This window comes from Candidatus Zixiibacteriota bacterium (assembly GCA_016933955.1).
Lineage (GTDB): Bacteria > Zixibacteria > MSB-5A5 > GN15 > PGXB01 > JAFGTT01.
The window spans coordinates 30,428-54,953 of sequence record JAFGTT010000015.1 but is presented as its reverse complement, the minus strand read 5'-3'; the positions used below and the strand labels follow the sequence as shown (position 1 = coordinate 54,953).

The 24,526-nt window shown below is 48.1% G+C and carries 16 protein-coding genes; 13 read left to right on the top strand and 3 right to left on the bottom strand.

The window, feature by feature from the left end; translation table 11 throughout:
- Window positions 1–70: 70 nt before the first annotated feature.
- A complete protein-coding gene (locus JXQ28_05190; protein MBN2277121.1) occupies window positions 71–1,309 on the bottom strand; it encodes a serpin family protein in 1,239 nt (412 codons plus the stop codon).
- 83 nt (window positions 1,310–1,392) lie between these two features.
- The gene (locus JXQ28_05185; GenBank protein ID MBN2277120.1) at window positions 1,393–2,286 is read right to left on the bottom strand and encodes a DUF3078 domain-containing protein; all 894 of its coding nucleotides are present in this window, start codon (window positions 2,284–2,286) and stop codon (window positions 1,393–1,395) included.
- Window positions 2,287–2,541: 255 nt separating this feature from the next.
- On the opposite strand from JXQ28_05185, the gene recG reads away from it, so the two are divergent.
- From recG to JXQ28_05130, 11 genes are all read left to right on the top strand, one after another.
- On the top strand, window positions 2,542–4,629 hold the full coding sequence (gene recG / locus JXQ28_05180) for an ATP-dependent DNA helicase RecG (GenBank protein ID MBN2277119.1): 2,088 nt from the start codon (window positions 2,542–2,544) through the stop codon (window positions 4,627–4,629).
- Between the two features lie 70 nt (window positions 4,630–4,699).
- Window positions 4,700–5,074, top strand: coding sequence for a DUF1844 domain-containing protein (locus JXQ28_05175; GenBank protein ID MBN2277118.1), 375 nt, complete (start codon window positions 4,700–4,702; stop codon window positions 5,072–5,074).
- Window positions 5,075–5,173: 99 nt separating this feature from the next.
- Window positions 5,174–6,118, top strand: a complete 945-nt coding sequence (gene murB / locus JXQ28_05170) for a UDP-N-acetylmuramate dehydrogenase (protein ID MBN2277117.1) — start codon at window positions 5,174–5,176, stop codon at window positions 6,116–6,118.
- Window positions 6,119–6,227: 109 nt separating this feature from the next.
- Window positions 6,228–12,116, top strand: coding sequence for a cell surface protein SprA (gene sprA / locus JXQ28_05165; protein MBN2277116.1), 5,889 nt, complete (start codon window positions 6,228–6,230; stop codon window positions 12,114–12,116).
- Window positions 12,117–12,159: 43 nt separating this feature from the next.
- A complete protein-coding gene (locus JXQ28_05160) occupies window positions 12,160–13,089 on the top strand; it encodes a M28 family peptidase (GenBank protein ID MBN2277115.1) in 930 nt (309 codons plus the stop codon).
- 1 nt (window position 13,090) lies between these two features.
- Window positions 13,091–14,473: an L-seryl-tRNA(Sec) selenium transferase gene (locus tag JXQ28_05155; GenBank protein ID MBN2277114.1), complete on the top strand. Its 1,383-nt coding sequence runs from the start codon at window positions 13,091–13,093 to the stop codon at window positions 14,471–14,473.
- A gap of 1 nt (window position 14,474) precedes the next feature.
- Complete coding sequence (selB, locus tag JXQ28_05150; GenBank protein MBN2277113.1) at window positions 14,475–16,367, top strand: selenocysteine-specific translation elongation factor; 1,893 nt, start codon at window positions 14,475–14,477, stop codon at window positions 16,365–16,367.
- Window positions 16,354–17,949 (top strand): amidohydrolase, encoded by a 1,596-nt coding sequence (locus JXQ28_05145; protein MBN2277112.1) that lies wholly within the window; start codon window positions 16,354–16,356, stop codon window positions 17,947–17,949. The genes selB and JXQ28_05145 overlap by 14 nt, the downstream gene beginning before the upstream one ends.
- A gap of 176 nt (window positions 17,950–18,125) precedes the next feature.
- Entirely contained in the window at window positions 18,126–19,451 is a 1,326-nt protein-coding gene (locus tag JXQ28_05140; GenBank protein ID MBN2277111.1) for a nodulation protein NfeD, read from the top strand.
- A gap of 17 nt (window positions 19,452–19,468) precedes the next feature.
- Entirely contained in the window at window positions 19,469–20,236 is a 768-nt protein-coding gene (locus JXQ28_05135) for a slipin family protein (GenBank protein MBN2277110.1), read from the top strand.
- A gap of 215 nt (window positions 20,237–20,451) precedes the next feature.
- Window positions 20,452–20,943, top strand: a complete 492-nt coding sequence (locus JXQ28_05130) for a YbhB/YbcL family Raf kinase inhibitor-like protein (protein ID MBN2277109.1) — start codon at window positions 20,452–20,454, stop codon at window positions 20,941–20,943.
- 3 nt (window positions 20,944–20,946) lie between these two features.
- Here the strand turns inward: JXQ28_05130 and JXQ28_05125 are convergent, their stop codons facing one another.
- Window positions 20,947–21,447 carry a PTS sugar transporter subunit IIA gene (locus JXQ28_05125; protein MBN2277108.1) on the bottom strand — a complete coding sequence of 167 codons (501 nt, stop codon included), beginning with the start codon at window positions 21,445–21,447 and terminating at the stop codon, window positions 20,947–20,949.
- Window positions 21,448–21,693: 246 nt separating this feature from the next.
- On the opposite strand from JXQ28_05125, the gene aspS reads away from it, so the two are divergent.
- Complete coding sequence (aspS, locus tag JXQ28_05120) at window positions 21,694–23,508, top strand: aspartate--tRNA ligase (protein ID MBN2277107.1); 1,815 nt, start codon at window positions 21,694–21,696, stop codon at window positions 23,506–23,508.
- Window positions 23,509–23,531: 23 nt separating this feature from the next.
- Complete coding sequence (locus JXQ28_05115; protein ID MBN2277106.1) at window positions 23,532–24,515, top strand: PhoH family protein; 984 nt, start codon at window positions 23,532–23,534, stop codon at window positions 24,513–24,515.
- Window positions 24,516–24,526 lie beyond the last annotated feature (11 nt).

The following is a 24,526-nucleotide window of genomic DNA, read 5'->3' as shown; positions in this document are numbered from 1 at the left end:
CAGGTTATTTAAATAATCAGGGAATCGATAGTACAGCAGCCGGCGGTTTGAACCGCCGGCCGCTGTACTATTAGCCTCGCGGATCGGTAATGGCCCCGGTGAAGAGAATGATCCCGGTCTGATTATCGACAATGGCCATGAAAAATGGCCGATTGACAACCATCAAAAATTTTCTTTCTTCATCAGGCCTGGCGGCGGTCAATTTCATTTTAACAGCCGTTACAGCGGCCGCCTCGGTTCCTTTTTCGTTGACCTCTAAAAAGGTCTTCTGTTTGACAATGCTGATATACAGATTGGTTCCGCGCTGTGGTTCATACATTGCTGAAAAATCGGCACCTACCGGATCGAACGCGATTCCCATACCCATAGCGAACAGGATATCATTTAGGACCTGTTCATATTCCATTTTGAATTTCGGCAGGCGGATTTCACCTTCGCATTCACGAAAACGGATTTGCCAGTCATTCCAGTTCTCGGCACCTAAAGTCTGCATGAAACCATCAAGGCTATAATTCTCCCGAGGCAGGAAGACATACATACTCATGTGCTTATCACCATAGGGAAGATTGATGGCCTGAAAGGAATCGTTTTCCAGGTAGCGGAATTTGCCATCCTGTCGCATCAGAGGAAAGATTATTTTATTTCCAACGGCAAGAGCGAATTCATCATTGAGAGTCTTTTCCTCTTTAAATTCACTGGCCCACATTCCTTTGAAATAGAGGGCGTTTATCAACACCATCATATCCGCGGGATCGATACTGTCGATAATCCGATTAATCCGGCCTTTGGTTTTTTCATCGACCCAGTGGTTTATGGTTTCCGCATCGGTCAGGGGTTCGAGATGGGCATTATAATTTTCTTTAACGAGATTGAAGAATGACTGCTTGAAATCTAAATCCCGGCGGTACCAGATGGAATTGGCAATATTCAATTCTATCTTGGGATCGGTGTTCTGCAAAATGACCATGAGTTTTTTAAAGAACGCATTGACCTGTCCGGGATTGAATCCCCGCAGGTGAAGGGCATCCTCCATAGCCTCTTTTGTTTCACCATTGGCGCCATTATATGTCATGGCCAGCGCCAGCGCGGCACTCAGGGGAGAGATAAAACAATTTTTGCCCGGATTGGTTCGGTATAATTCCGATTGGAAATCAAAGGCGAATTTAGTCTGCGATGTTATCAAATTGCCATCCAATGGATTTTGCCCTTCCTGAAGGGGTGTTGCCGCCAGCGGAGGATTACCCGACCGGCCGCCCCCGATTATAACCATCAGTGCCATCAACGGCACCAGCAAAAAATTCAACTTCATAAGAAATACCTCCAGAAAAAACGGCCCTGTTTATTTAGTGTTACAATTTCAGGACCGTTATCTTCCAGAAACAATTAAATAATTTACATCAAACTGTAAGTCAATCCCAGCGCCAGAGTCTCTTTTAGGCGGCCTTTCTTGCTGATCTGCTTGTCATAAAGTAGCTGGGTATAGAAAGTTACCTTAATATACTTGGAAATGTCGGCGGTCAGAGTATTTTCCCAATTGATATCAATCGCTTTCCAGTAGTCCTCGGCCTCGGTACCTTTGAAATCATCCTTTTTAGAGAAAAAGAGGGCTTTATACAATGTCAGTTTACCGATATACCCGAGTTGGTTGTTAAGAACCAGCTTGACATCAGTCACCGATTCAAAACCGCCGTCGGTGCTGGTCACATTGTCTTTGGTGGTATCGGTACCGACAATAGTAAGGAAATCCCGGTTGATGTTCTGTCTGAAGGCAAAGCCCAGACGGGTCAGGATGTCGTCTTTATCCTTTTTATAAAGCGAACGGGCAATACCGGCCGATTCGGTCAAAAGAATGGGATTGATATATCTTTTATTATTATCAACCGAGGCATCCAGAAACTGGCTTTCGAATCTGAAGGCCGTATATGGTTCAACATAGGTTTCCAGGTTATACATTCCCAGAGCCTCAAAGTCGATTTTGTCGGTTGATTTGGCCGGTCTGGACCATTCTTTGGTATCCTTATCCTGCGTCACAGTTTGGCCAAAGGCCAGTTTGACGGTATTCTTAAGACTGAAAACCCGGGTAAATTTCTTTGAAAAAATACCATCGGCAGTCGCGGCCCAGGTGACATTGCCTTCTTCACCTCCGGTCCAGCTGTCGGAATATGATGCCTGGGTGGCGTTCAAAGCCAGGTTAAAAGATTTTTCCCACGGCTCGGCCTGCCCCGGTATGGTTAAAAGCAGGATCATGCCGATCATGAGAGTCACCCCTAAGATGTTTCCTTTCATTTTCATACTCCCTTGTTAATATTTAAAAGTCAATTTGATAGTTTGACAATCCATATAAACATTTAACTAATACTATATTCCCCTTGAAATATCTATCGTCAACACATAAGAATCAACCAAAACATGGTAAAATTTCCGAGGGCATCGCAAGCTTTATCCAGATGTGATCAAACTGGTTTCCGGCGTCGACAAATCAGGCGGATATGGTATTCATTAGTTATTGACATTGTCTTTTCAAAAAATTAACGTGGTTTAATGCCGCTATTGAAACTCAATTCGGAGATCCAGTACCTGAAAGGAGTCGGTCCGCGACGGGCCGCTGTTCTGGCGGGAGCGGGAATCGAACGCCTTGATGGTTTACTTCACTATCTGCCCCGGCGCTATCTCGATCGTTCCATGATTGTCTCAATTGGTTCCCTTCAGGCCAATATGGAGGCAACCGTGATTGGCCGGGTTTTGGGTAAAGGGATTCTCAAAGGGCGTCGTCAGCGGCTGGAGGTTATTCTTGGGGATGGCACCGGACAGATTGCGCTGATCTGGTTTGCCGGGTATCGATATCTGGAGAAAATGTTCAACAAGGGTGATATTCTATCGGTGACCGGTCCGGTAACCTATTTCCAGCAAAGGCAGATGGTACATCCTGAAGTCGAACGGATTGAAGATGAAGCAGCGGAACTGATTCATACCGGGCGAATCATTCCGGTTTATCCATCAACGGCGGAATTAAAAAAGGCCGGTATTACCGGCCGGGTGCTGCGAGGAATGGTCAATACTGCCCTGACCGCGGTGGCCGATAATATCCCGGATTACCTCCCCGAAAAAATTCTGAAGGAATTTGGTTTTATCCCGCTGGGTCAGGCCATTCGGGATATCCATTTTCCGGATAATATGGAGGACGCCGAGAAAGGACGTCGACGGCTCAGTTTCGATGAGCTTCTGGAACTTCAATTTCTGATATTGAGTCATCGTAAAAACAATTCGCGGGTGGCCAAAAAGCATCATTATATTAAACCAGCCGACCATATCAGGGCTTTCATAACGGCTCTGCCATATCGGTTAACCAACGATCAGAAAACCGCGGCCGAGAGAATTTATGGCGATTTGCAGTCCGATCGACCGATGCATCGTCTGTTGCAGGGTGATGTCGGTTGCGGCAAAACGGTGGTGGCACTGCTGGCCTCGGTTTATGCGGCCGAGAACAATCTCCAGACAGCCTTCATGGCTCCCACCGAGATCCTGGCAGAGCAGCATTATCAGAACTGGCGGCAGGCGCTACATGAAGTCGGTATTGAAAGCGCCCTGATGACCGGGTCATTAACTCCGGCTGTCCGCCGGACAATCAATAAAGCGGTGGCCTCGGGTGATATTCAAATCCTGTTCGGGACCCACGCCGTAATTTCGGAATCGGTTCGATTTAAAAGGCTGGGGCTGGTTATAATCGACGAACAACATCGATTCGGAGTTATGCAGCGCGGTCGCTTAATGAGTAAGGGAGTTTATCCCGATACGCTGGTGATGACCGCCACCCCGATTCCCCGAACGCTGGCCATGACACTTTATGGAGATCTTGATTTTACCTCCATTAAAACCATGCCCCCGGGACGGCATCCGGTCAAAACGGTCTGGAGAACGGCGAGTTCCCGTCCGGATATTTATGCCTACCTGAAAAAACGGCTTGGCCGTAGCGAGCAGATTTTCTTTGTTTATCCGCTGGTCGAAAAATCGGAAAAGCTGGATTTGCAGGCGGCCGAGGAGGCGTATAAGCTATTAAAGAAAGACGTCTTTCCTGAATTCAGAGTGGAACTAGTTCATGGCCGTGTAAAAAAAGACAAGAGAGAGAAGATTATTCAGCAATTTCGCGATCGGGCAATTGATATTCTGGTGGCCACCACCGTTATAGAAGTGGGAATTGATATTCCCTCGGCATCGGTCATGGTAATCGAACATGCCGAGCGTTTTGGCCTGTCGCAGTTACATCAATTACGGGGACGGGTCGGCCGGGGCGGAACGCGGGGGATCACCATTGCAATCGCGACACCTCCGGTCAGCGATCTGGCCAAACATCGATTGAATTTATTTCAATCGTCCACCGATGGTTTTAAAATTGCAGAGGCCGATTTGCAGTTACGAGGCCCTGGTGAATTTTTCGGTACAAGGCAACATGGCCTGCCGGAATTGAAGATTGCCAATCTGGTTCGTGACAGCGACCTGTTGCCTATTGCCCGAAAAACGGCAATCAGCTTGCTGAAGAATGAATCCAATCCTGATGATGATGAACGGCGGATAATAAACCACCTGGTCGGTCGGCTTTCGGGCAGAAAGATGATGGCTGACATTGGGTGACAATGATATATCAATAATTTTGCCGAAAACCAATTAAGGTAAAAGGTGTTGGGGTTCCTTTGGAGGTAATATGACCGGGGATAAAAAAGATATCAATATTCATTTCTTTCAACTGGTAATATCGTTGCAGATGGCAGCTATGCAACAGATGGGCAAAGTGGCTTCGCCATTGTCAGGGAAAGTCGAGCGGAATCTGGAACAGGCCCGGGCCAGTATCGATATGTTAGGGATGCTGGCCGAAAAAACAGGCGGAAATCTCAGTCCCGAAGAAAAAAGCATAATTGATCGAGCCCTGTACGAAACCCGGATGAATTTTGTAGACGAATCCAAAAAAACCGATGAAAAAGATGAAGACAAAGATAAGGCCGGAGAATCAACCGAAGCCAATTCACAGGCGGCCAATGGCGGAGAAGCGGATTCCGAAAATGATCAGGATAAGGCCTGATCGAATGAAATTCTAACCGATGTCTATCAATTCGGTATGCTCTGAAAAGCCCTTTTGGCTTGCAATTTCACGGGCATTGGATTATAATAGTGAGGATAAATGACGCAAGATAACGCCTGGAATTTTGATGACTCCCTGCGGGTTCTGATCGGGGAATTCGGTGAAAAAATTATACCCGATCATCCTCTGGCCGAATACAATACGATGGGTACCGGGGGGGCCGCCAGACTTTTTATGGAGGTCGATTCGGCTGAGGAGTTGTCTCGCCTGGTGGCAATGGCAGCCCGTTTAAAGATTCCGTTCTTTATGCTTGGAGGCGGGTCAAACCTGCTGGTATCGGATGCCGGTTATAAGGGGTTGATTATCAAGAATTCGATCATGGATCTTGATTGCGATGGTGAGCAGGTTCATTCGGGGTCGGGCGAGGAACTCCAGGCGCTGATTAACTTCGCGACAGAAAAGTCGCTGACCGGCCTTGAATTTGCAACAGGAATATGGGGTACTGTTGGCGGCGCCATTTTCGGTAATGCCGGCGCCTATGGGGACGAAGTGGGAAATTTGCTGGTGGAGGCGGAACTGGTTGACAGACAGGGTAATATAAGGACTGAAAAGGCTGCATATTTTGATTTTTCTTATCGTTGGTCAAAACTCAAAAATACCATGGAATTCGTGACTGGCGCCAGGTTTGCACTAAAAAAGGGCGAAAAGGTAAAAATCATGCGCCGAGTTGATGAAATTATGGCCATGAGGGCCGCCAAATTGCCGATCGGGCTTCATTCGGCGGGATGTTTTTTTAAAAATATCCCGGACAAAACCAGGAAGTTTGGAAAACTTTCAGCTGGCCAACTACTGGACGAAATCGGAGCCAAGCAACTGCGATGCGGTGATGCCCGGGTTTTTGAAAATCATGCCAACATTTTGATTAATGATGGTTCGGCGAAATCCGATGATATTAAAAAACTCTCGCAAATAATGAAATCAAAGGTCAGGGAAAAATTCGGCATAGAATTGCAGGAAGAAATTATTTTCCTTGGCGAATTTTGAGGAGGCAGGCCTATCGACATTTTTTAACGATTTAAAATTAACTGACTGATAGTCGGTAACTGCCACGTTTAGACGACTTACATTTTTCATTTTTCTGACCCTGGTGTATATGATCCCGCAATGGGGATACTCCGCGCCGCCGGGGTTTCGCGCCTCTCTGGAAACGCCATCGGGCGATATTTCTCCATATCCGGAAGAACGTGTTCGTTTCATAGCCTCAATCTCGAAATCGGATTACCCCCAGTTAAGGATGATATATACGGTTAGCCCCAAAGTTGACCGATCCAGTTTTGAAGACAATACTCTAACCTTTACAAGTTCCTATTATAAGAAATCGGTTTATAATTATGAATATGTTCCCCGGACGGTCGATGCCACGGATTATCTGACCTGGCGCCGCTCCGCCATCCTGAATATGAAGATGAATGAATCGCGGGCCCAGGCTCTGTCGAAACAGCAAAAAGACAAACAGGGCGGACTCCTGGCCATCAATATTCCGATTAAATCCAAAGCGGTGGAATCGCTTTTCGGTGAAGGCGGGGCCGGTTTGAAAGTTTCCGGTTATCACCAGATTTCTTTCTCGGGGACGTCGCGCTGGGATGATCGCGAGGAAACAGCCACCTATCGCCAGAGTAAATTCCCCTCGCTGAATATGGAACAAATTTCGCGGTTCGATATCAACGGCACCATCGGATCCAAAATAACGGTATCGGTCAGCCAGGACTCCAAAACGGATATACCTCTGGCCAACCGTCTGATGATTCGCTACAAGGGCGATGAAGATGATATTATCAAGAGTATCGAAGCGGGAAATACTACTCTTTCCCTGCCCAACACCCAATTCGTGGGTTATTCCAGCCGCATCCAGGGATTGTTCGGAGTAAAGACCGAGGCTCAGATCGGAAGTTTGAACCTGACGGCTATCGCCAGCCAGGAGAAGGGGACGACGGAGCGGACCTCCATCGATGCCGGGGCCAGCGCCAGTGTTTTCTATCTCCGGGATTATCAATTTGCCGACGGCATGATTTATGATCTCGGGGTAGATTCGGACTTTCCCGGTGGAACCGGTGATGTTATCGAACAGATCAACCTATTTTATTCCGTGAAAACCAACACCGGAACGGAGCTTGGAGATAATGCCACGATGTATGTTGATCCCGGCGATTCCAGTAATAGCGATTATTCCAGTGAGAACGAGGAAGCGCTGGTGGCGGAAATAAGTCCCGATGTTTACACGGTCGATGTTAAAGAGCACTGGATTATTTTCGATTCCCCCAATGCCGGGACTTATAATACGGCAATTGGTGCCTATATGATTATCCGGCGGGCTAACGGCTCAGTTGATACGGTCGGCAATATTGCCTCGGAACCATTTGCACTGAAGCTGATAAAACCCAGCAGTTCCTCCAATACCTATCACACCTGGCAATATATGTGGCGAAATGTTTATTATCTCAAATCACGCAATTTGGATGCGGACGGGCTTGAGATAAATATTTACAAGGGTCTATCCACGACTGAGGGCGATGAAGATAATATCGATAACCAGAACGGTGTTCCTTATATCCAGATTCTGGGACTTGATCGCCAGGGAAGTACCGGGAGCAGCGGGGCGGATGGTAAAGCCGATGTTTTGACTGCTATAATCGAGAAAGAGAGGGGTTTGCTGATATTTCCAGATCGCAAACCATTCGATCCGGACAGTGTCTTTGCCGGAACCGAACTGGAGACCAGGGTTCCGGACATATATACTAATATTTATGCGGGCCAGGAGGCCGTAAAAAATACCACCTACTATCTCCAGGTTTCAAGCCTGAATCGGGCCTCAGAAATCAGTCTGGGGAAATCGAATATTATCGAGGGCTCGGAGCGGATCACTCTCAATGGACGGCAACTGGAGAGGGGAACCGATTATCGCATTAACTATGATTTCGGCCAGGTTACTTTTTTAACCGAGGAAGCCACCGACCCGAATGCCGATATCTCTCTTGATTTCGAGTATTCGCCATTTATCACCATGCAGAAGAAGACTCTTTTCGGAATTCGCGGCGAGTATGAATTCAGCGACAATCTGAAACTCGGATCGACGTTCTTATACAAGTCCGACAAAGCCACCGATCGTAAACCGAAAGTGGGTCAGGAAACTTCCAAGATGCTGGTCTGGGATGCCGACATCAGTTTTCGGGTCAAACCGAATTTCATGACCTCGATGGCCAATGCCATTCCGTTTTTTACAACCGAGCAGGAATCGAACCTGGCCGTTTCGGCAGAAATCGCCCAGTCATATCCCAATCCCAATGTGGATGGGGTTGCTTATATGGATGATTTCGAGGGTAGCCGGGATGCTTATTCTCTTGGTGTTTATCGGGAATCATGGTATCTGGCCTCCAAACCGGTTTCGCTGGACAGTATTAATATCCGCGGCAGAATGATCTGGTTTAATCCGTACACTCAGGTGGCCACCAATCAAATCTGGGAAAAAGAAATCACCACCGATCAAAGCGGAACGCATACCCTCTGGATGGTATTCAAACCGACCATTCTCGATCGACGGGACGGGGGAGTGGATACAACCGTGAGGATTGATAATCCAACCAATTCCTGGGGCGGAATCATGCGTTTTCTGGCATCGGGGGCATCCGATCAGGACGATGCCCAGTTGCTTGAGATTCGTTCCCATGGTAAACGGGGTATTTTGCATATTGAAATGGGCAAGATTTCAGAGGATGTCAACGGTAACGGGAATCTTGACACCGAAGATAAAAACTCCAATGATTTTCTCGATGATGGCGAAGATATCGGACTGGACGGATTGATCAATGCCAATGAAACTCGTTATGAGAGCGACCCGCCGCCCGGATACAACGAAAGCGACCCGGATGGCGATGATTGGGTATACAATGCCGATGCTAATCCCAATTACTATGATAAAATAAACGGGACGGAGAATAATAAAAGCGATCCGGGAATCCTGGGCCGTCCGGACACCGAGGACATCAATCGGGATCTTATTCTGAACAAACAGAATGATTACTTTTCCTTCAGTATCGATTTGGCCGATCCCAACAGCCCCTTCCTGGTCGACAGTTCGGAAAATAATTACGGCTGGCGAACCCATCGGATACCAATCCGGGATACCAGTATTGCCGATACCATCGTGGGTTCGCCCCTGTGGAGTCAGATCGAGTATATCCGGTACTGGATGGAATCTCCAACCGGAGAACCCTGTACCCTGGCCGTTGCCTCAACTGACATCATAACCTCAAACTGGGAGGATACGATTGTCTATCCGACCGCCGACAGTACGGCCAAATTCAATGTGGCTGTCATCAATACCCAGGAAAATCTAAATTATAATTCGCCTCCGGGGGTGGTCGGATTTTATGACGCTAACACCCGGATAAGAGAACCGGAGCAATCTCTCCTTCTCGATTTTACCGATTTTAAAGCTTACGATTCGACTGCATCCGATACCGGTATTGCCGAGCGCATTCTTTATGATACGCCGAATTTGATGGGCTATCGTAATCTGGCGCTGTTCGTCCATGGTCCCAAGGAATATCCCAATGGGGAATTGATGTTCTTTTTCCGGGTTGGCCAGAGCAGCACCAACTACTACGAGGTTCGACAATATCTTAACGAAGATGACTGGATCGACACCTCGGCCTGGATTGAAGTGGAAATGGATTTCAACGATATCACCGGTTTGAAGAGTTATCTGGAACTGGCCCGGGGGGAAAACGCCGATACCAATGTGATCGACTCGGTGATGGGCAATAAAGTTTATCGGGTCTATGGTAAACCCAATATTACCCAGGTGAAATATTTGGCGGCGGGTATTATCAACATCAACCAGGATGAGGGGGCGACGGGGCAGATTTGGCTGGATGAACTTCGGCTGACGGACGTGCGGCGGGATGTCGGTCTGGCAACCAGGGTTTCGGTAAGCGGAAATGTGGCGGATTTATTCACCTACAATGCGGGCTATAATTACGAGAACAGTTATTTTCGGAAAATTTCAAGTTCCACCCGGGGAGGGTCAAGTGATAATCTCGGCAGCGGGAAAACCACCACGGGTTACAGTTTCGGAGCCAATTTCAAACTTGACCGGTTTGTGCCCCGGTCGTACGGGGCCAATCTGCCGCTTTCCCTAAGGTATTCGAAAAACACCAGTGTCCCCAGGCTAAAGAGCAATTCCGATATTATCCTGCCGGAGGAATTACGGGATGATGAAAGTACCATCAGTACCCAGAAATCAATGTCTATCTCGGAAGCCTTTAACAAAAAGACCAAAAATCCGCTGTTTACGGTACTTCTCAACAAATTGAAAACAAATTTCTCGTATACCCGGTCCGACGGAACATCGCCGACCACACCCATGTCATTGACGGAAAGTTACCGCTTGGGGGCCAACTACAGCGCCGGTATTACCAAGGTCCCCAGCATTCGGCCATTTTTCTGGACCAAGCCCATTCCATTGCTGAATAAACTGAGTCAGAACAAGTTTTATTTCTTCCCCAATAATTATACCTTCAGCGGTGATCTCAATCGCAGTTTGCGGATTTCCCGAAATTCGAGCGATGTTCTGACCAATAACCTGACCCGGGATTTTAAAGGAACCTTCCGAACCAGTTATAAAATATCGGATAATCTCAACGCCAATTATAATATGGATACGCGACGGGATTTAAGCGATCCCGAAACAGTAAATCTGGCTTTGAATCCCAGGGATTTCAAATTCGGCCGGGAGACCAATTACAATCAGTCGTTCGGAGCCAACTACGATCCGAATATGTTTGCCTTCCTGACCCATCGCTTCAGTTTTACGACATCCTATCGCGAGGATATGAATGTCAGTAATAATACGCGTAATATGTCGGCCACCAAATCTTACGGTATCGGGGGTAATTTTGATTTCAAGAAGCTGTTCGGTTCATCTTCCGGCAAAAGAGAGCGACCGCGGCAACGCGTGCGCGATGCCGAACAGGGTAAAGGCGTCACGGTAGTTGGAGAGAAAAAGAATGTTTTGAAAGCTTTTACCGGTCCGCCCCGAAGGATTCTGGCCTTTTTAACTGGCTGGATCGACCCCATTTCATACGATTTCAAGGAGGCCTACAGCTATTCCTATGTCGGCCTGCTGGAGCGGGCCCAGGCCAAATTCCGTTTCGGATTAACCGAAGATATAGGAGCTCTTATCGATCCGGATGTCTCGAGTGTGGGACGTTCCACATACACCTCCAAATCGACCAACTATTCCTTCGGATCCGGGACCCAACTTCTTGGCGGCCTGAAAACCACCGTTTCTTTCAACCGGAACATCAAGCGAGATCTAATTAAGTCGGTCAATCCGCAGAAAACAGTTTCAACGACTTTCCCGGATTTCAATTTCACCATCAATCAACTTTCAACTTTTAAAATATTGAATCCTTTTATCCGGTCATTTTCGCCGCGGACGAAGTACTCCCGCAGTACCTCGGAGACAATCAACCTGGCCACGGGTTTCAAAACTTCGGATAAAACCACCGTCACTCAGAATCCATTATTGTCTTTCAGTTTTGATCTTATGCGCGGATTGCGGATTGATGTTACCACCGGTAGGACGGTAACCGAGGATAGGACTTACAATTCCAGTACCGGTGAACTGACCCGTCGTTCGCGCAACACCAGCGAAAACGCCACCGTTTCGACCAAATATTCTTTTTCATGGCCGACCGGAGTCAATTTCCCCCTGTTTGGCCGTCTTAAGTTCAGCTCGACCATGACGATATCCCTACAGGTCATGTTACGCAAACAGAAGACCGAGGAGGCCGATGGAGATGAACCCCTTCTGTCGAAGGGCGACAACACCGACCTGACCATCACTCCGACCATTTCTTACACCTTTTCATCGCAGATCAAAGGTGGTATCACGGGACGCTGGCAGGATACCAATAACAAGCAGTTGCAGCGTACATCTCATGTTCGTGAACTGCGCATCTGGGTCGATATCCGATTCTAATTATTTAATTGACATTTGGAGCCTTCTTTTATTCCTTCCGTGTATGATTAAAAAACATGATCGTTTTATTTCGGACGCAATAATCCTGATAATTTTAATCGGTATTTCTTGCGGCGGCAATAAACAGATTACCGTTCCGGAGTTTGATGGTAACCGGGCTTTTCGATATATCGAGGAGCAGGTTGCCTTCGGACCGCGTGTCCCGGGTACAGAAAACAGCCGACTATGCCGTGAATACCTGATTGCCTTCTTCGATAGTCTCGGGGCGAAAATCGACACCATGGAATTTATTCATAATGATCGAACCACAGGTAAGGCAATCGAGATGGTTAATGTTATTGCCTCATTTACCGGGACCGATTCGTCCGATGCGCCTCGATATCTTCTGGCGGCACACTATGACAGCCGGCCTCGAACGGAGTATGATCCCGATTCAACCAAAAGGGAGGAGTGGCTTCCCGGGGCTAACGATGGAGCTTCGGGGGTGGCCGTGTTGATGGAATTAGGTAATCTTATATCCAGGACGAAGCCACGGGTAAATATCGATTTTGGATTGCTTGATGGTGAAGATTGGGGACCGCCCAGTCGTCTGGATGAATATTTTTTAGGGGCGAGGGAGATGGTCCGACGGAATATCAAGGACAAATATAAATCCGCCCTGGTGATTGATATGATCGGAGATAAGGACCTGAAAATCTATCGGGAGGAATTCTCCCAGAAGTATATTGCACCTTTGAACGATATGGTCTGGGGGATTGCGGCCGAATTGGGTGAAACGGCTTTCATCGATTCGGTCGGCTATGCCGTGCATGATGATCATTTATCATTCAACACTATCAGGATTCCATCCATTGTCATAATCGATTTCAATTACCCGGACTGGCACACGACTCATGATACTCCCGATAAATGTTCTCCGGCATCACTAAAAAGTGTCGGTCGGGTGGTGGCCACCTTTCTGTACAGGCTTTAATTTGAGTGAAAGAATTATAAAATCGAAACGGGATTTCCCCGCGGTGGAGATCCTGGTTGCCGATGAAAAAATCATGTCGGTTTCGAGTGAACTGGCCCGGCCGCTGGTAGTGGATATCGTCCGCGAGGTTGTCGAGCGAATGAAAGAACGGCTTGGCCGGGATTGCGATGAAATATCCTTTGAAAATCTCCGGGATACCATCATAAAGCAAATCCGGATCATGCGTCGAAAAAAAATCGGACGGGTGATCAATGGGACGGGGATATTGGTACATACCAATCTTGGGCGCGCGCCTCTTTCGGAAGATCTTTTCGATAACATTAAAAACCATATTACTGGTTATGGTAATCTGGAATTTGAGGTTGCTTCCGGTAAACGCGGCAGGCGGGGAGAGCTGGCCGAGAAATACCTGGCCTTGGTATCCGGAGTTGAAGCCGGAACGATAGTCAACAATAATGCCGCGGCCCTGTTTATTATTCTGAACACCTTCGCCAATCGGCGTAAGGTCGTTATCTCGCGCGGTGAACTGGTTCAGATCGGCGGCGGTTTCAGGATCCCGGATATTATTCGTAAATCCGGCGCCCATCTCTTGGAAATCGGCACTACCAATATCACCACGTTGGATGATTATAGGGCGGCTCTTGCCGAAAAGCCAGCCATGATTCTGAAGGTACACCGGAGTAATTTTGCCGTTACCGGTTTCTCGGCCGAGATCGACCTGAAGGCCCTGGTACAACTCGGACGGGAATTTGGTTTGCCGGTGGTCAATGATCTTGGCAGCGGAGTTATGGTGGATACCAGGGAATTCGCCGGAACCGAAGAACCAACGGTTCAGGGTTCGGTGCGCGACGGAGCGGCGTTGACCTGTTTCTCCGGCGATAAATTACTCGGCGGGGTCCAAGCCGGATTGATTGTCGGTTATAAAGATATGGTTGCCCGAATCAAGAAAAATCCCATTTACCGGGTTCTTCGGGTCGATAAAACCGTTTTTTCAGCGGTCGAAGAACTACTCGGTTATTATCTGAATAATACCTGGAAAGAGAAAATCAAACTCTGGCGGCTGGCGGCCATATCTGAAGCGGAATTGTATCAAAAAGGGCGGTGTTTATTGGAGGAAATCGGGGCCGGAGATAAAATTTCTCTTGATGCCACCCGGGGACGGATGGGAGGCGGTGCCCTGCCTGAGGTTCCACTGCCGTCCATTTCGCTGATCTTTAACAGCACTGTCAAGCCACAGAAAATCGCCGATTTATTTCGGGCCGCACAACCGCCGGTAATTGGCCGTATAACCGATGAGAAGTTTATGATTGACCTGAAGGCGATTGATGATGATGATGCCCGATGGTTGGTTAAAATAATTCAGGATCTAATCGACCAGTTGTGATATGTTTGTAATCGGGACCGCCGGCCATATCGATCATGGAAAATCATCTCTGATAACTCGCCTGACCGGGATAGATCCCGACCGTCTTCCGGAAGAAAAGCTAAGGGGCATGACGATTGATATCGGGTTTGCCTATTATGATACTCCTGACGGCAGGCGGATAGGAATTATTGATGTCCCGGGGCATGAGCGTTTTGTTCGCAATATGATTGCCGGGGCGGGTGGGATCGATGCGGTTATCCTGGTGGTAGCCGCCGATGATGGCTGGATGCCGCAAAGCCAGGAACACTTCCGGGTTACGCAGATGCTGGATATCAGATATGGGATGGTGGCTATTACCAAAATCGATCTGGCTGATCCCGACTGGGTTGATGTTGTCGAGGAGGATATTCGCGATAAACTGAAAGGATCATTTCTGGAAAAGGCTGCGATTGTCAGAATTTCATCGGTTACCGGGGAAGGCTTTGGCCGGCTTCGTGAAGAAATAATCCATCTGGCTGATACAATCACCGAGCGCCGGGATATCGGTAAACCCCGGCTGTATGTCGATCGCTCATTTGTTCTGGCCGGCATGGGGGGCATTGTGGCCGGAACGCTGCGAGGCGGTGCATTGAGCGCAGGGCAGGATATCTTGGTTTTTCCGTCCGGTAAAAAGGGAAAGATCAGGACAATTCAATCTCACAGCCAGCAGGTTATGCAGGCTTTGCCGGGGCAGCGAACATCAATGAGTCTGACGGGAATCGATAAGCAATTTCTTGGTCGCGGTTCCGTCATGACCATCCCGGATTTGATCGACGGGTATCCCGACAAGCCGGTTCTTGCGATTCAGGCAAGGGTCCTGCCGGAGGCCGAAATTGGGATTGACGACCATCGTCGTCTTCTGATGATACTGGGGACAACTGAGATTGAAGGTGAGGCTCGCCCTTACGGGCAACGAGATCTGCGGCCGGGGACGGAGGGAATAATATTTTTTAAACCGTATAAACCGGTTCTGGCTTTCATCGGCGACCGATGTATCTTCCGTTTGCCAACACCCCAGATAACGATTGGAGGAGGGCAGGTGATGGATATTCTGGATCGGTTCCCCCGTAAAAAAGAACTGGACCGATTTGCATATCTTGAGGCCCGGTGTGCCATGACACTTGCTGATATTCTTGAAACCGGTTTTGCCCGAGATTTATTTATGGATAGCCGCCGAGATTTGCGCTGGGCCAATTTCGCTCAGGGCGAACTTGATCACCTGGTCTCCGAATTAATAGAAAAGGGTGCCCTCGATGAATATAACGGACGCTGTTATCGTCCCAATGATCTGGCCCCGAGATTCGATACAATTACGAATTCATTAAATGAATATTTCAGTTTATATCCTCATCAGGATGGCGCGGCGATCGATATTGTGGCCGACCGGGCCGGATTGACGGTCAAATCGTCGGAACAGGTCCTGGAATTGATGGTGGCTAAGGGATTGCTGGTAAAAAAGAAGAATCGCTATGACCTGCCTTGTCGCACGATCTTTGTGAAAGGCGAGATTAAGGAGATGGCTGATCGGCTGGAAAAGGAACTTCGTGAGGGTGGTTATGCCCCGCCAACCATCAAGGAATTGATCGGCGATAATAAAATCGGCCGGGAAGCCTTCAATTATCTGATGACTACGGGCCTGGCCATTAAAACCGGGCCGACCATCGCTTTTCATCGCGATCGCTGGCAGGAAATAATTGCCATAATCAAGACAATGTTAGCTGACCGCGAAGAATTAACGGTTGCTTCATTGCGCGGGAAACTGAATAATTCGCGGAAATATGCTCTTCCCATCCTTGAGGAAACCGATCGGTTGGGAATTACCGAGCGGCAGGGTGACACACGAATTCCCGGAGAAACCTTTGAAAAAGAATAGACTGTACTATAATGGCATGATATATACTCAAGCCGGGGAAGGAGATGTTACCGATTCGATGGCGATAACGGGAAAGACAATCGCCGCGGTCGGACGCAGTTTGCAGTACGATAACGATTTTCGCCACTTCGAGAAAATTGATCTTAAAAAACATGCCGTCATTCCCGGTCTGGTTGATGCTCATACCCATATTTATTTCATGGCCCTTTCACTTCGTAATGCTCGACTGGATGGGTTGACATCAATTGAGGAAGTCCTGGATGCTATCGCCACCCATAGCCGGAAGCTGGGGCCGGAAGAATGGGTTACCGGTGAAGGGTTTTCGCCGGATCGATGGAAGAAATATATTGTGCCCGACCGTACTATGCTCGATCGTGTGACGACGGGGAGACCGGCGGCGATTTTTTCCAAAGATACTCATTTAATGTGGGCCAACTCGAAAGCGCTGGAAATAGCGGGTATTGATTCCCGAACGCCCGATCCCGCAGGCGGTCGGATCGAGCGGACGGCCGATGGCGAACCGACCGGAATTTTAAAAGAAATACCGGCCTATATGAAGGTTCTCAAGCATATGAAAGAACCACCGCCGGCAATGGCTCAGCGGCTATTTAACCGGGTAATTGAAGATGCCCATAAGAAAGGCGTCACCGGGGTTCATTCCTTTGATGGTCCTGAGGCTTTCTATTTTTTCCAAAGGCTGTTGGAAGTAGGCAAACTTGGTTTGAGAATAAGTTATTATGCGCCGTCAAGTTACCTTTCTGAATTGAGAAAGCGCAAACTCAATTATGGATATGGAAATGATTACCTGCGTCTATCCGGAGTAAAGTTATTCGCTGACGGTGCCCTGGGAAGTCAAACCGCCCTTTGTTTTAACAGGTATTTGGGATCTAAAGATAATTTTGGGGTTGAGGTAAAATCGATAGAGGCGATGGTTTCGCTGATTAAAGGCGCGGCCAGGTTAGGTCTTCCATGCGCCATTCATGCTATCGGCGATAAGGCTGTCGCCAATGTTCTCGATGCATTCGAGCAGGCTTCATCGGCATTAATCCCGCGCCGTAGTCGTATCGAACACCTGCAGATGATCCGGCGGTGCGATATCCCGCGTCTGAAAAAACTGGGATTGACAGCCTCGATGCAACCGTCGCACTGCCCCTCGGATATCAGATTGATCGAAAAATACTGGGGGAAACGGGGGCGTAACTGCTATATCTTTAAGACCTTGCTTGAAAACAGCATTTCGCTGGCCTTTGGGTCCGATGCACCGATTGAGCGGCTGGATCCTCTGACCGGGATAGAAAATGCGGTCAATCGCCGGGCGCCGGGTATTAAAGGGGTTTTTTATCCTGAGGAACGAATAAATGTGGCACAGGCGATTTTCGGTTTCACCGCCGGGCCGGCTTATGCGGTCGAGCAGGAATTTGAGTGCGGTTTCTTACTGCCCGGTTATAAAGCCGATTTCGTAGTTCTGACAGATAATCCCTATACCGCTACCCGCTCGAGATTGGCTGGTATTGAAATCGAGGCAACCATTTTTGACGGGCATCCGGTTTATCTCAATCCGGATTCAAAATTACTCATTTAAGATTTTTCAATATCCCGTGAAATCGCGATATTTGATTTTGGGATTGACAGTTGGCTTTTAATGGCAGTTATTGAGAGTAACCCACCGGGGTTCATCTATTGCTTTTAGATTGTCAAAATGTCGCTTAAAAAGATATATAGGTAACATGTGATCGAAGGATTTTTCAGGGTTGTAATATGACTAACAAATTTATTATGATTTTAATGACTGTTCTTCTTGTTTGGGTTGTTTCGGTATCAGCCGATTCTCTTTCACAGGATACCGCGGCAACTACCAATGAGACGCAGGAATCCGACCTGGTCCTATTGCTTGATATCGAAGGGCCCGTGGGCACCGTGACGGCTGATCGGGTGATGGATGCGGTCGCTCGGGCGGAAGAAGAAGCGGCCGATTTACTGGTGATCAGGATGGATACCCCGGGCGGGTTTACGGCCGCAATGTGGCCGATTACCAAATTGATTTTAAATTCCCACGTTCCGGTGGCGGTCTATATCGCCCCGGCGGGTTCCAAAGCGGCCTCGGCCGGGATGTATATTACCTATGCGGCCCATATAGCGGCCATGGCCCCGGGGACCAATATCGGGGCGGCTCATGTTGTTTCCGGGTCGGGGGAGACAATCGACTCAGTATTATCAGAGAAAATAATGAATGATGCCGTAGCCTCGCTTAAGGCTATGGCGGAACGGTATGGCCGTAATGCCGAATGGGCCGAAGAAGCGGCCCGAAGGTCAGTGTCAATCACCAGTTCCGAGGCGCTTGAGAAAAACGTTATTAATCTGATAGCGGATAACCTGGATGACTTGTTGAAGCAAACCAATGGTATGGAAGTCAACACTGTTTACGGGAAGAAAATAATCAAAACCGCACATCCGGTTATTGAGCCGATTAAGAAAACCTTTATCCAGACTCTTCTGGATATTATCTCTTCACCCAATGTGGTTTTTATCCTGTTTTCGCTGGGTGGCCTGGGAATCACTCTTGAATTATATAATCCGGGGTCAATTTTGCCCGGGGTGGTTGGCGGAATCTGCCTGATTCTGGCTTTTTACGGGATGAGGACTCTGCCCATTAATTATGCCGGTGTTCTACTCATTATATTTGCCATAATACTATTTTTACTGGAGATAAAAATCGTGAGTCACGGATTGTTGACTATCGGCGGGGTAATATCCCTGATTATGGGCGGTTTGATGCTGATTGATACCGCCGACCCGGAACTGAAAGTATCCAAAACCATTGTTATTTCGGTGGCCCTGGTCGTCGGCGGCTTCACCGCGCTGGCCTTCATTTTGGCCTACAAGGCGCGGGTGTCGAAACCGACCACAGGGGCAGAAGGACTGGTGGGAGAGGCGGGGACGGTTAAAAGTAAAATCGATGGTACCGGTTATGTTTATCTGGCCGGGGAGTTATGGGAGGCGACGGCGGATGAGATAATCGAGGAGAGCGCCCGCGTTGTGGTTCTGGAAGTTAAAAATCTGAAAATTAAAGTGAAAAGAGCATAAATTACAAGGAGGATGTTATGCAAGCGGCCGTATTAGGATTTATAATATTTTTTGCTCTGATAATACTGACTAATGCCATACGGATACTCAAGGAATACGAACGGGGCGTAATTTTTCGGCTGGGGCGTTTAATCGGTGCCAAAGGCCCGGGAATCATTTTGCTTATCCCGATGGTTGATCGCATGACCCGGGTCGATTTGCGAACGATTACTTTCGATGTCCCGCCGCAGGATGTCATCACGCGCGATAACGTCTCGGTCAAAGTGAATGCCGTCGTTTATTTCAGGGTAATGGATCCCAATAAGGCCATCGTGGCGGTGGCCAATTATTTCGAGGCCACTTCCCAGATTGCCCAGACCACTCTGCGGTCGGTGTTGGGACAGGTTGATCTTGATGAACTGTTGTCCAACCGGGAGAAAATCAACCAGGAATTACAGAAGATAATCGATCATCAGACTGAACCATGGGGGATTAAAGTCTCGGTGGTGGAAGTCAAGAATGTCGATTTACCGCCCGAGATGACACGAGCCATCGCCCGCCAGGCCGAAGCCGAGCGGGAACGGCGTTCCAAGGTCATTCATGCCGAGGGCGAATTCCAGGCCTCGAAGCAGTTATCCGAGGCGGCCAAGGTTATTGCCCAGGCGCCGGGAGCGATGCAACTCAGGTATATGCAGACTCTTACGGAAATATCGGTCAACAAAGGTTCAACCATTGTTTTTCCGCTGCCCATTGAATTGATGGAGGCGTTTATCAGGAAGGCGGTTGACAAGCCAGCCACGTCATGAAAATGAGTTTTATTTAAGACTGATTCTGTTTGTATATTTGAAAAGAGCCTCCAAATATTGATCCGGTATTGGGCGACATGAATGGCACATATATCAGGTTTATTTAAATGAAGCCTATTATAATATCTACACTCATAATATGTCTATTGACAGGTATTACCGAAATTAAGGCGGAGCAGGGTAATATCCTGAAAGAAGAAACGGGGCTAAAAGCTATGCAATTAACCAGTTCCAATTTTAAACCGGGTGAGAAAATTCCGGTGAAATTCACCTGCGACAGCAGTGATATCTCACCGGAATTGCGTTTCCTGAATATTCCCGAAGGGACCAAATCACTCGCCCTGATATGTGATGATCCCGATGCCCCGGTTGGAACCTGGGTTCACTGGGTGATATTCAATATTCCGCCCGATCTGGATGGTCTGGCGGAAAAGGTTCCTACGGATAAAAATCCCCGGGTCGGGTCCGATTCATCATATCGGGCGATTCAGGGGATAAATGATTTCGGTCGATTCGGATATGGGGGACCATGTCCGCCCCGAGGCAAGGCCCATCGTTATTTCTTTAAATTATACGCTCTGGATATTGCAATCGAATTCGATGCCAAGGCTATTGAAAAAGGTATTTCGGCGGCGAATTTAATGTCTGGAATGAAAGGGCATATAATTGAGGAAACCAGTTTGATGGGATTGTATGGGAGACGGTGATAATCACTCGACATTCTTGAAAGCCCGGATTATATCATAGGGCCTGGCGGCATCCATTAATTCGTGGCGGAAGCTTTCATACTGCAGATTTTCGGATAGTGCCTTGAAAACCCTCAAATAGAGATCGTCATCGTACGGCGGGGCGGCCATGATAAAGAAGAGATGAGTCAGGCCGGCATCGGGTGAGTCGAATTCGTATCCATCGATCGATCGGGCAAAGCCGATTATAAAATTTTTAGCCTGCATGGTACGGACGTGAGGGAAAGCAATTCCTTCACCAATGGCCGTTGTCGCTTTTCGCTCTCGATTGATAAAGTCATTGAGGAGTTTGGTGTCATTGCCGGTTTTCCCGGATCGAATCAGGATATTGACCAGCGCCCTGAGAATATGCTCTTTATTACGTATTTTCAACCTGTCGGAGTTGCCCTCTTCGGGGGATGGCTCCAGTTCAACCCGAAAATCGAGTTCGATCAAATCCTCTTTTAAATATCTCGAGATATTCATATCATTTTTTTCTATCGGCCACAAACCGTTAAAAATGAACGAATTATATTTTCGGTCGGCGGTTTGTCAAGCCATAATTCCATGTTTCTTTCCCTTCCTTCAACAATTTCGGGTAAAATCGGTTCCTATTGACTTTTGGCCGTCAATTGTTTAATTTCGGCCGCTAATATGTATTTCGGGGTACTTAAATTGATATCATTGATGCCGAATTAAATATAATAATGATATGAACTTATTGGAGATAAATTGAATTCATTCAAAGACCTTAAAAGAACGCATACATGCGGTGAACTGTCAGCCCAACAGGTCGGGATGACCGTCAGGCTTAATGGCTGGGTTCAGGAGTATCGTAATCTTGGCGGCCTGCTGTTTATAGATGTGCGGGATCGATATGGCTTGACCCAGGTAGTTTTCAATCCTGAGAAAACGGATCGTGAGGTTTTCGAACAGGCAGGGCGGGCCCGGCATGAATTCGTCGTTGCGGTCGAAGGCGTGGTGAGAAAGCGCCCCGAGGGGACGGAGAATAAAAGTATGAAAACGGGCGAAATAGAAGTCGCCGGCAGTAAATTTCTTATTTTGGCGGAATCCAAAACCCCGCCGTTCGAGATTGTCGATAATCCCGATGCCAGTGAGGTTTTGCGGCTGGAATACCGTTTTCTGGATTTGCGCCGCAAACCGCTGCAGGATAAAATAAAAATCCGTCATGAGGTGACGATGGCGGTCAGGGAATTTCTTTCGGGGCAGAATTTCCTGGAAATCGAGACCCCTTTATTAATGCGTTCCACTCCGGAAGGAGCTCGTGACTATGTGGTGCCGAGTCGGGTCCAGAAGGGTAAATTCTATGCCCTGCCGCAGTCGCCGCAGTTAATGAAACAGATTCTGATGGTTTCCTGTTTCGATCGCTATTTTCAAATGGCACGCTGTCTTCGGGATGAAGATCTCCGGGCCGATCGCCAACCGGAACATACGCAGATTGACCTGGAAATGACCTTTGTCACCCGCGATGATGTTTTTCAGGTGGGCGAACAAATGATGACTCACGTATTTGATAAGGTCCTGGGCATCAAACTGGAAACACCGTTTCCGCGTTTTGACTATTGCGAAGTCATGAATCGGTGGGGAATAGATAAACCCGATCTTCGATTCGGGATGGAACTGATTGATTTAACCGACGTGGTCAAAGGTTGTGGTTTTAAGGTGTTTGCCGATACAATCGATCATGGGGGAGTGGTTAAGGCTCTTTGCCTGAAAGGCGGGGCGAATTATTCACGAAAGATGATCGATGATCTGACTCAGTATGCCAGAAATCTGGGAGCCGGGGGACTGGCCTATATTTTAAGGCAGGCGGATGGAGATAAATCGCCGATTGCCAAGTTTATCGGGGAGGCGATCAAGGATAAAATATGTGAGCGGACCGGGGCTGCGGCCGGCGATGCCGTGTTCATTGTTTCCGATAAGAAACTTAAAACGGAAAGCATCCTGGGTCAGATCAGGCTCCGGCTGGGGAAAGAGAATAAACTGATTGAAGAGGGAAGCTGGAAATTTCTGTGGGTAACCCGATTTCCTCTATTTGAATACAACGAGGATGAAAATCGCCTGGATGCCATGCATAATATTGTATCCATGCCGCTGGAGGAAGATTTGCAGTATTTTATGGAAGCCGACACAACCACTCTGTCGATCAGTGATGTCGATCATCCTTTACGCAAAGTTCGAGCCGACCAATATGATCTGGTTCTCAACGGAACGGAGCTGGCCTCGGGCAGTATTCGTATTCACCGTTCGCAACTTCAACGGCAGGTTCTCAATATTCTGGGGATGTCCGATGAACGGATCGACAAGGCCTTTGGATTTCTCCTCAAAGCTCTTGATTATGGGGCACCGCCGCACGGCGGTATTGCCGCCGGACTTGATCGCATCGTCGCTATGATGACCGGTGCGGAGGGTATTCGCGAGGTTATTGCTTTTCCCAAGACCGCCACGGCCCAATCACTCATGGATGGCTCGCCTTCGGATATCGATCCCGAGCAGCTCAAAGAGTTGGGCTTGCGCTTTTCATAAGATGATTTATATTGATTAAGCCTATGAGTTCCGAAACACCTGTTAAATTATCTCGTTCATATTCCATTGAAGGGATTGATCCCCGGCTATTATTCGGGCAGAACGATGTATTTTTAAGAATTATTGAAAATGCCTTCCAGGCCAATATAATCGCTCGCGGGGATAGTATTGTGATTGAGGGTGATCACAACGAGGTAGAAAAAATTATTGATCTTTTCGATGACCTGACCACCAGGATTAAACAGGGTAATTATCTAACCGAGCAGTACCTTAATTACTCGATGGAAATGGTCAAGGAGGGCAAGGGCGGACCGGCGATGGCCATGGCCGGGGATATTATCGCCAATGGCGTTCTCCAGAAGGCCATTCGACCGAAAACCCTGGGCCAGAAGTTGTACCTTAATGCCATCGATGAAAATGATATTGTTTTTTCCATCGGTCCGGCCGGAACCGGTAAAACATATCTGGCGGTGGCGGTGGCGGTGGCGGCGCTTAAGGAAAAGAGCGTCAAACGAATTGTCCTGGTTCGCCCGGCGGTCGAAGCCGGGGAATCGCTTGGTTTTCTTCCGGGGGATATCCGGGCCAAAGTGGATCCGTACCTGCGCCCGGTTTATGATGCTCTGCATGAAATGATGCCGGCGGAAAAAATCAAAAAATTAATCGAACTGGGAATCATAGAAATTGTCCCGCTGGCTTTCATGCGGGGTAGAACTCTCAACAATACTTTTGTTATTCTCGATGAGGGACAGAACACCACTCCCGCCCAGATGAAAATGTTCCTGACACGCCTCGGTGAGGGTTCGCGGGCGATTGTCACCGGCGATATCACCCAGATCGATTTGGATAAAAACAAGTTATCCGGACTGGTTGTTATCCAGAAAATCCTGGCTGGAATCGAGGGTGTCAAATTCGTATATCTTACGGACAAGGATGTCGTCCGTCATGCTCTGGTTCAAAAAATAATCCGGGCCTATGAGCGCTATGAAAAAAGACATCGGAAGGAGTAATAGGGAGTTAT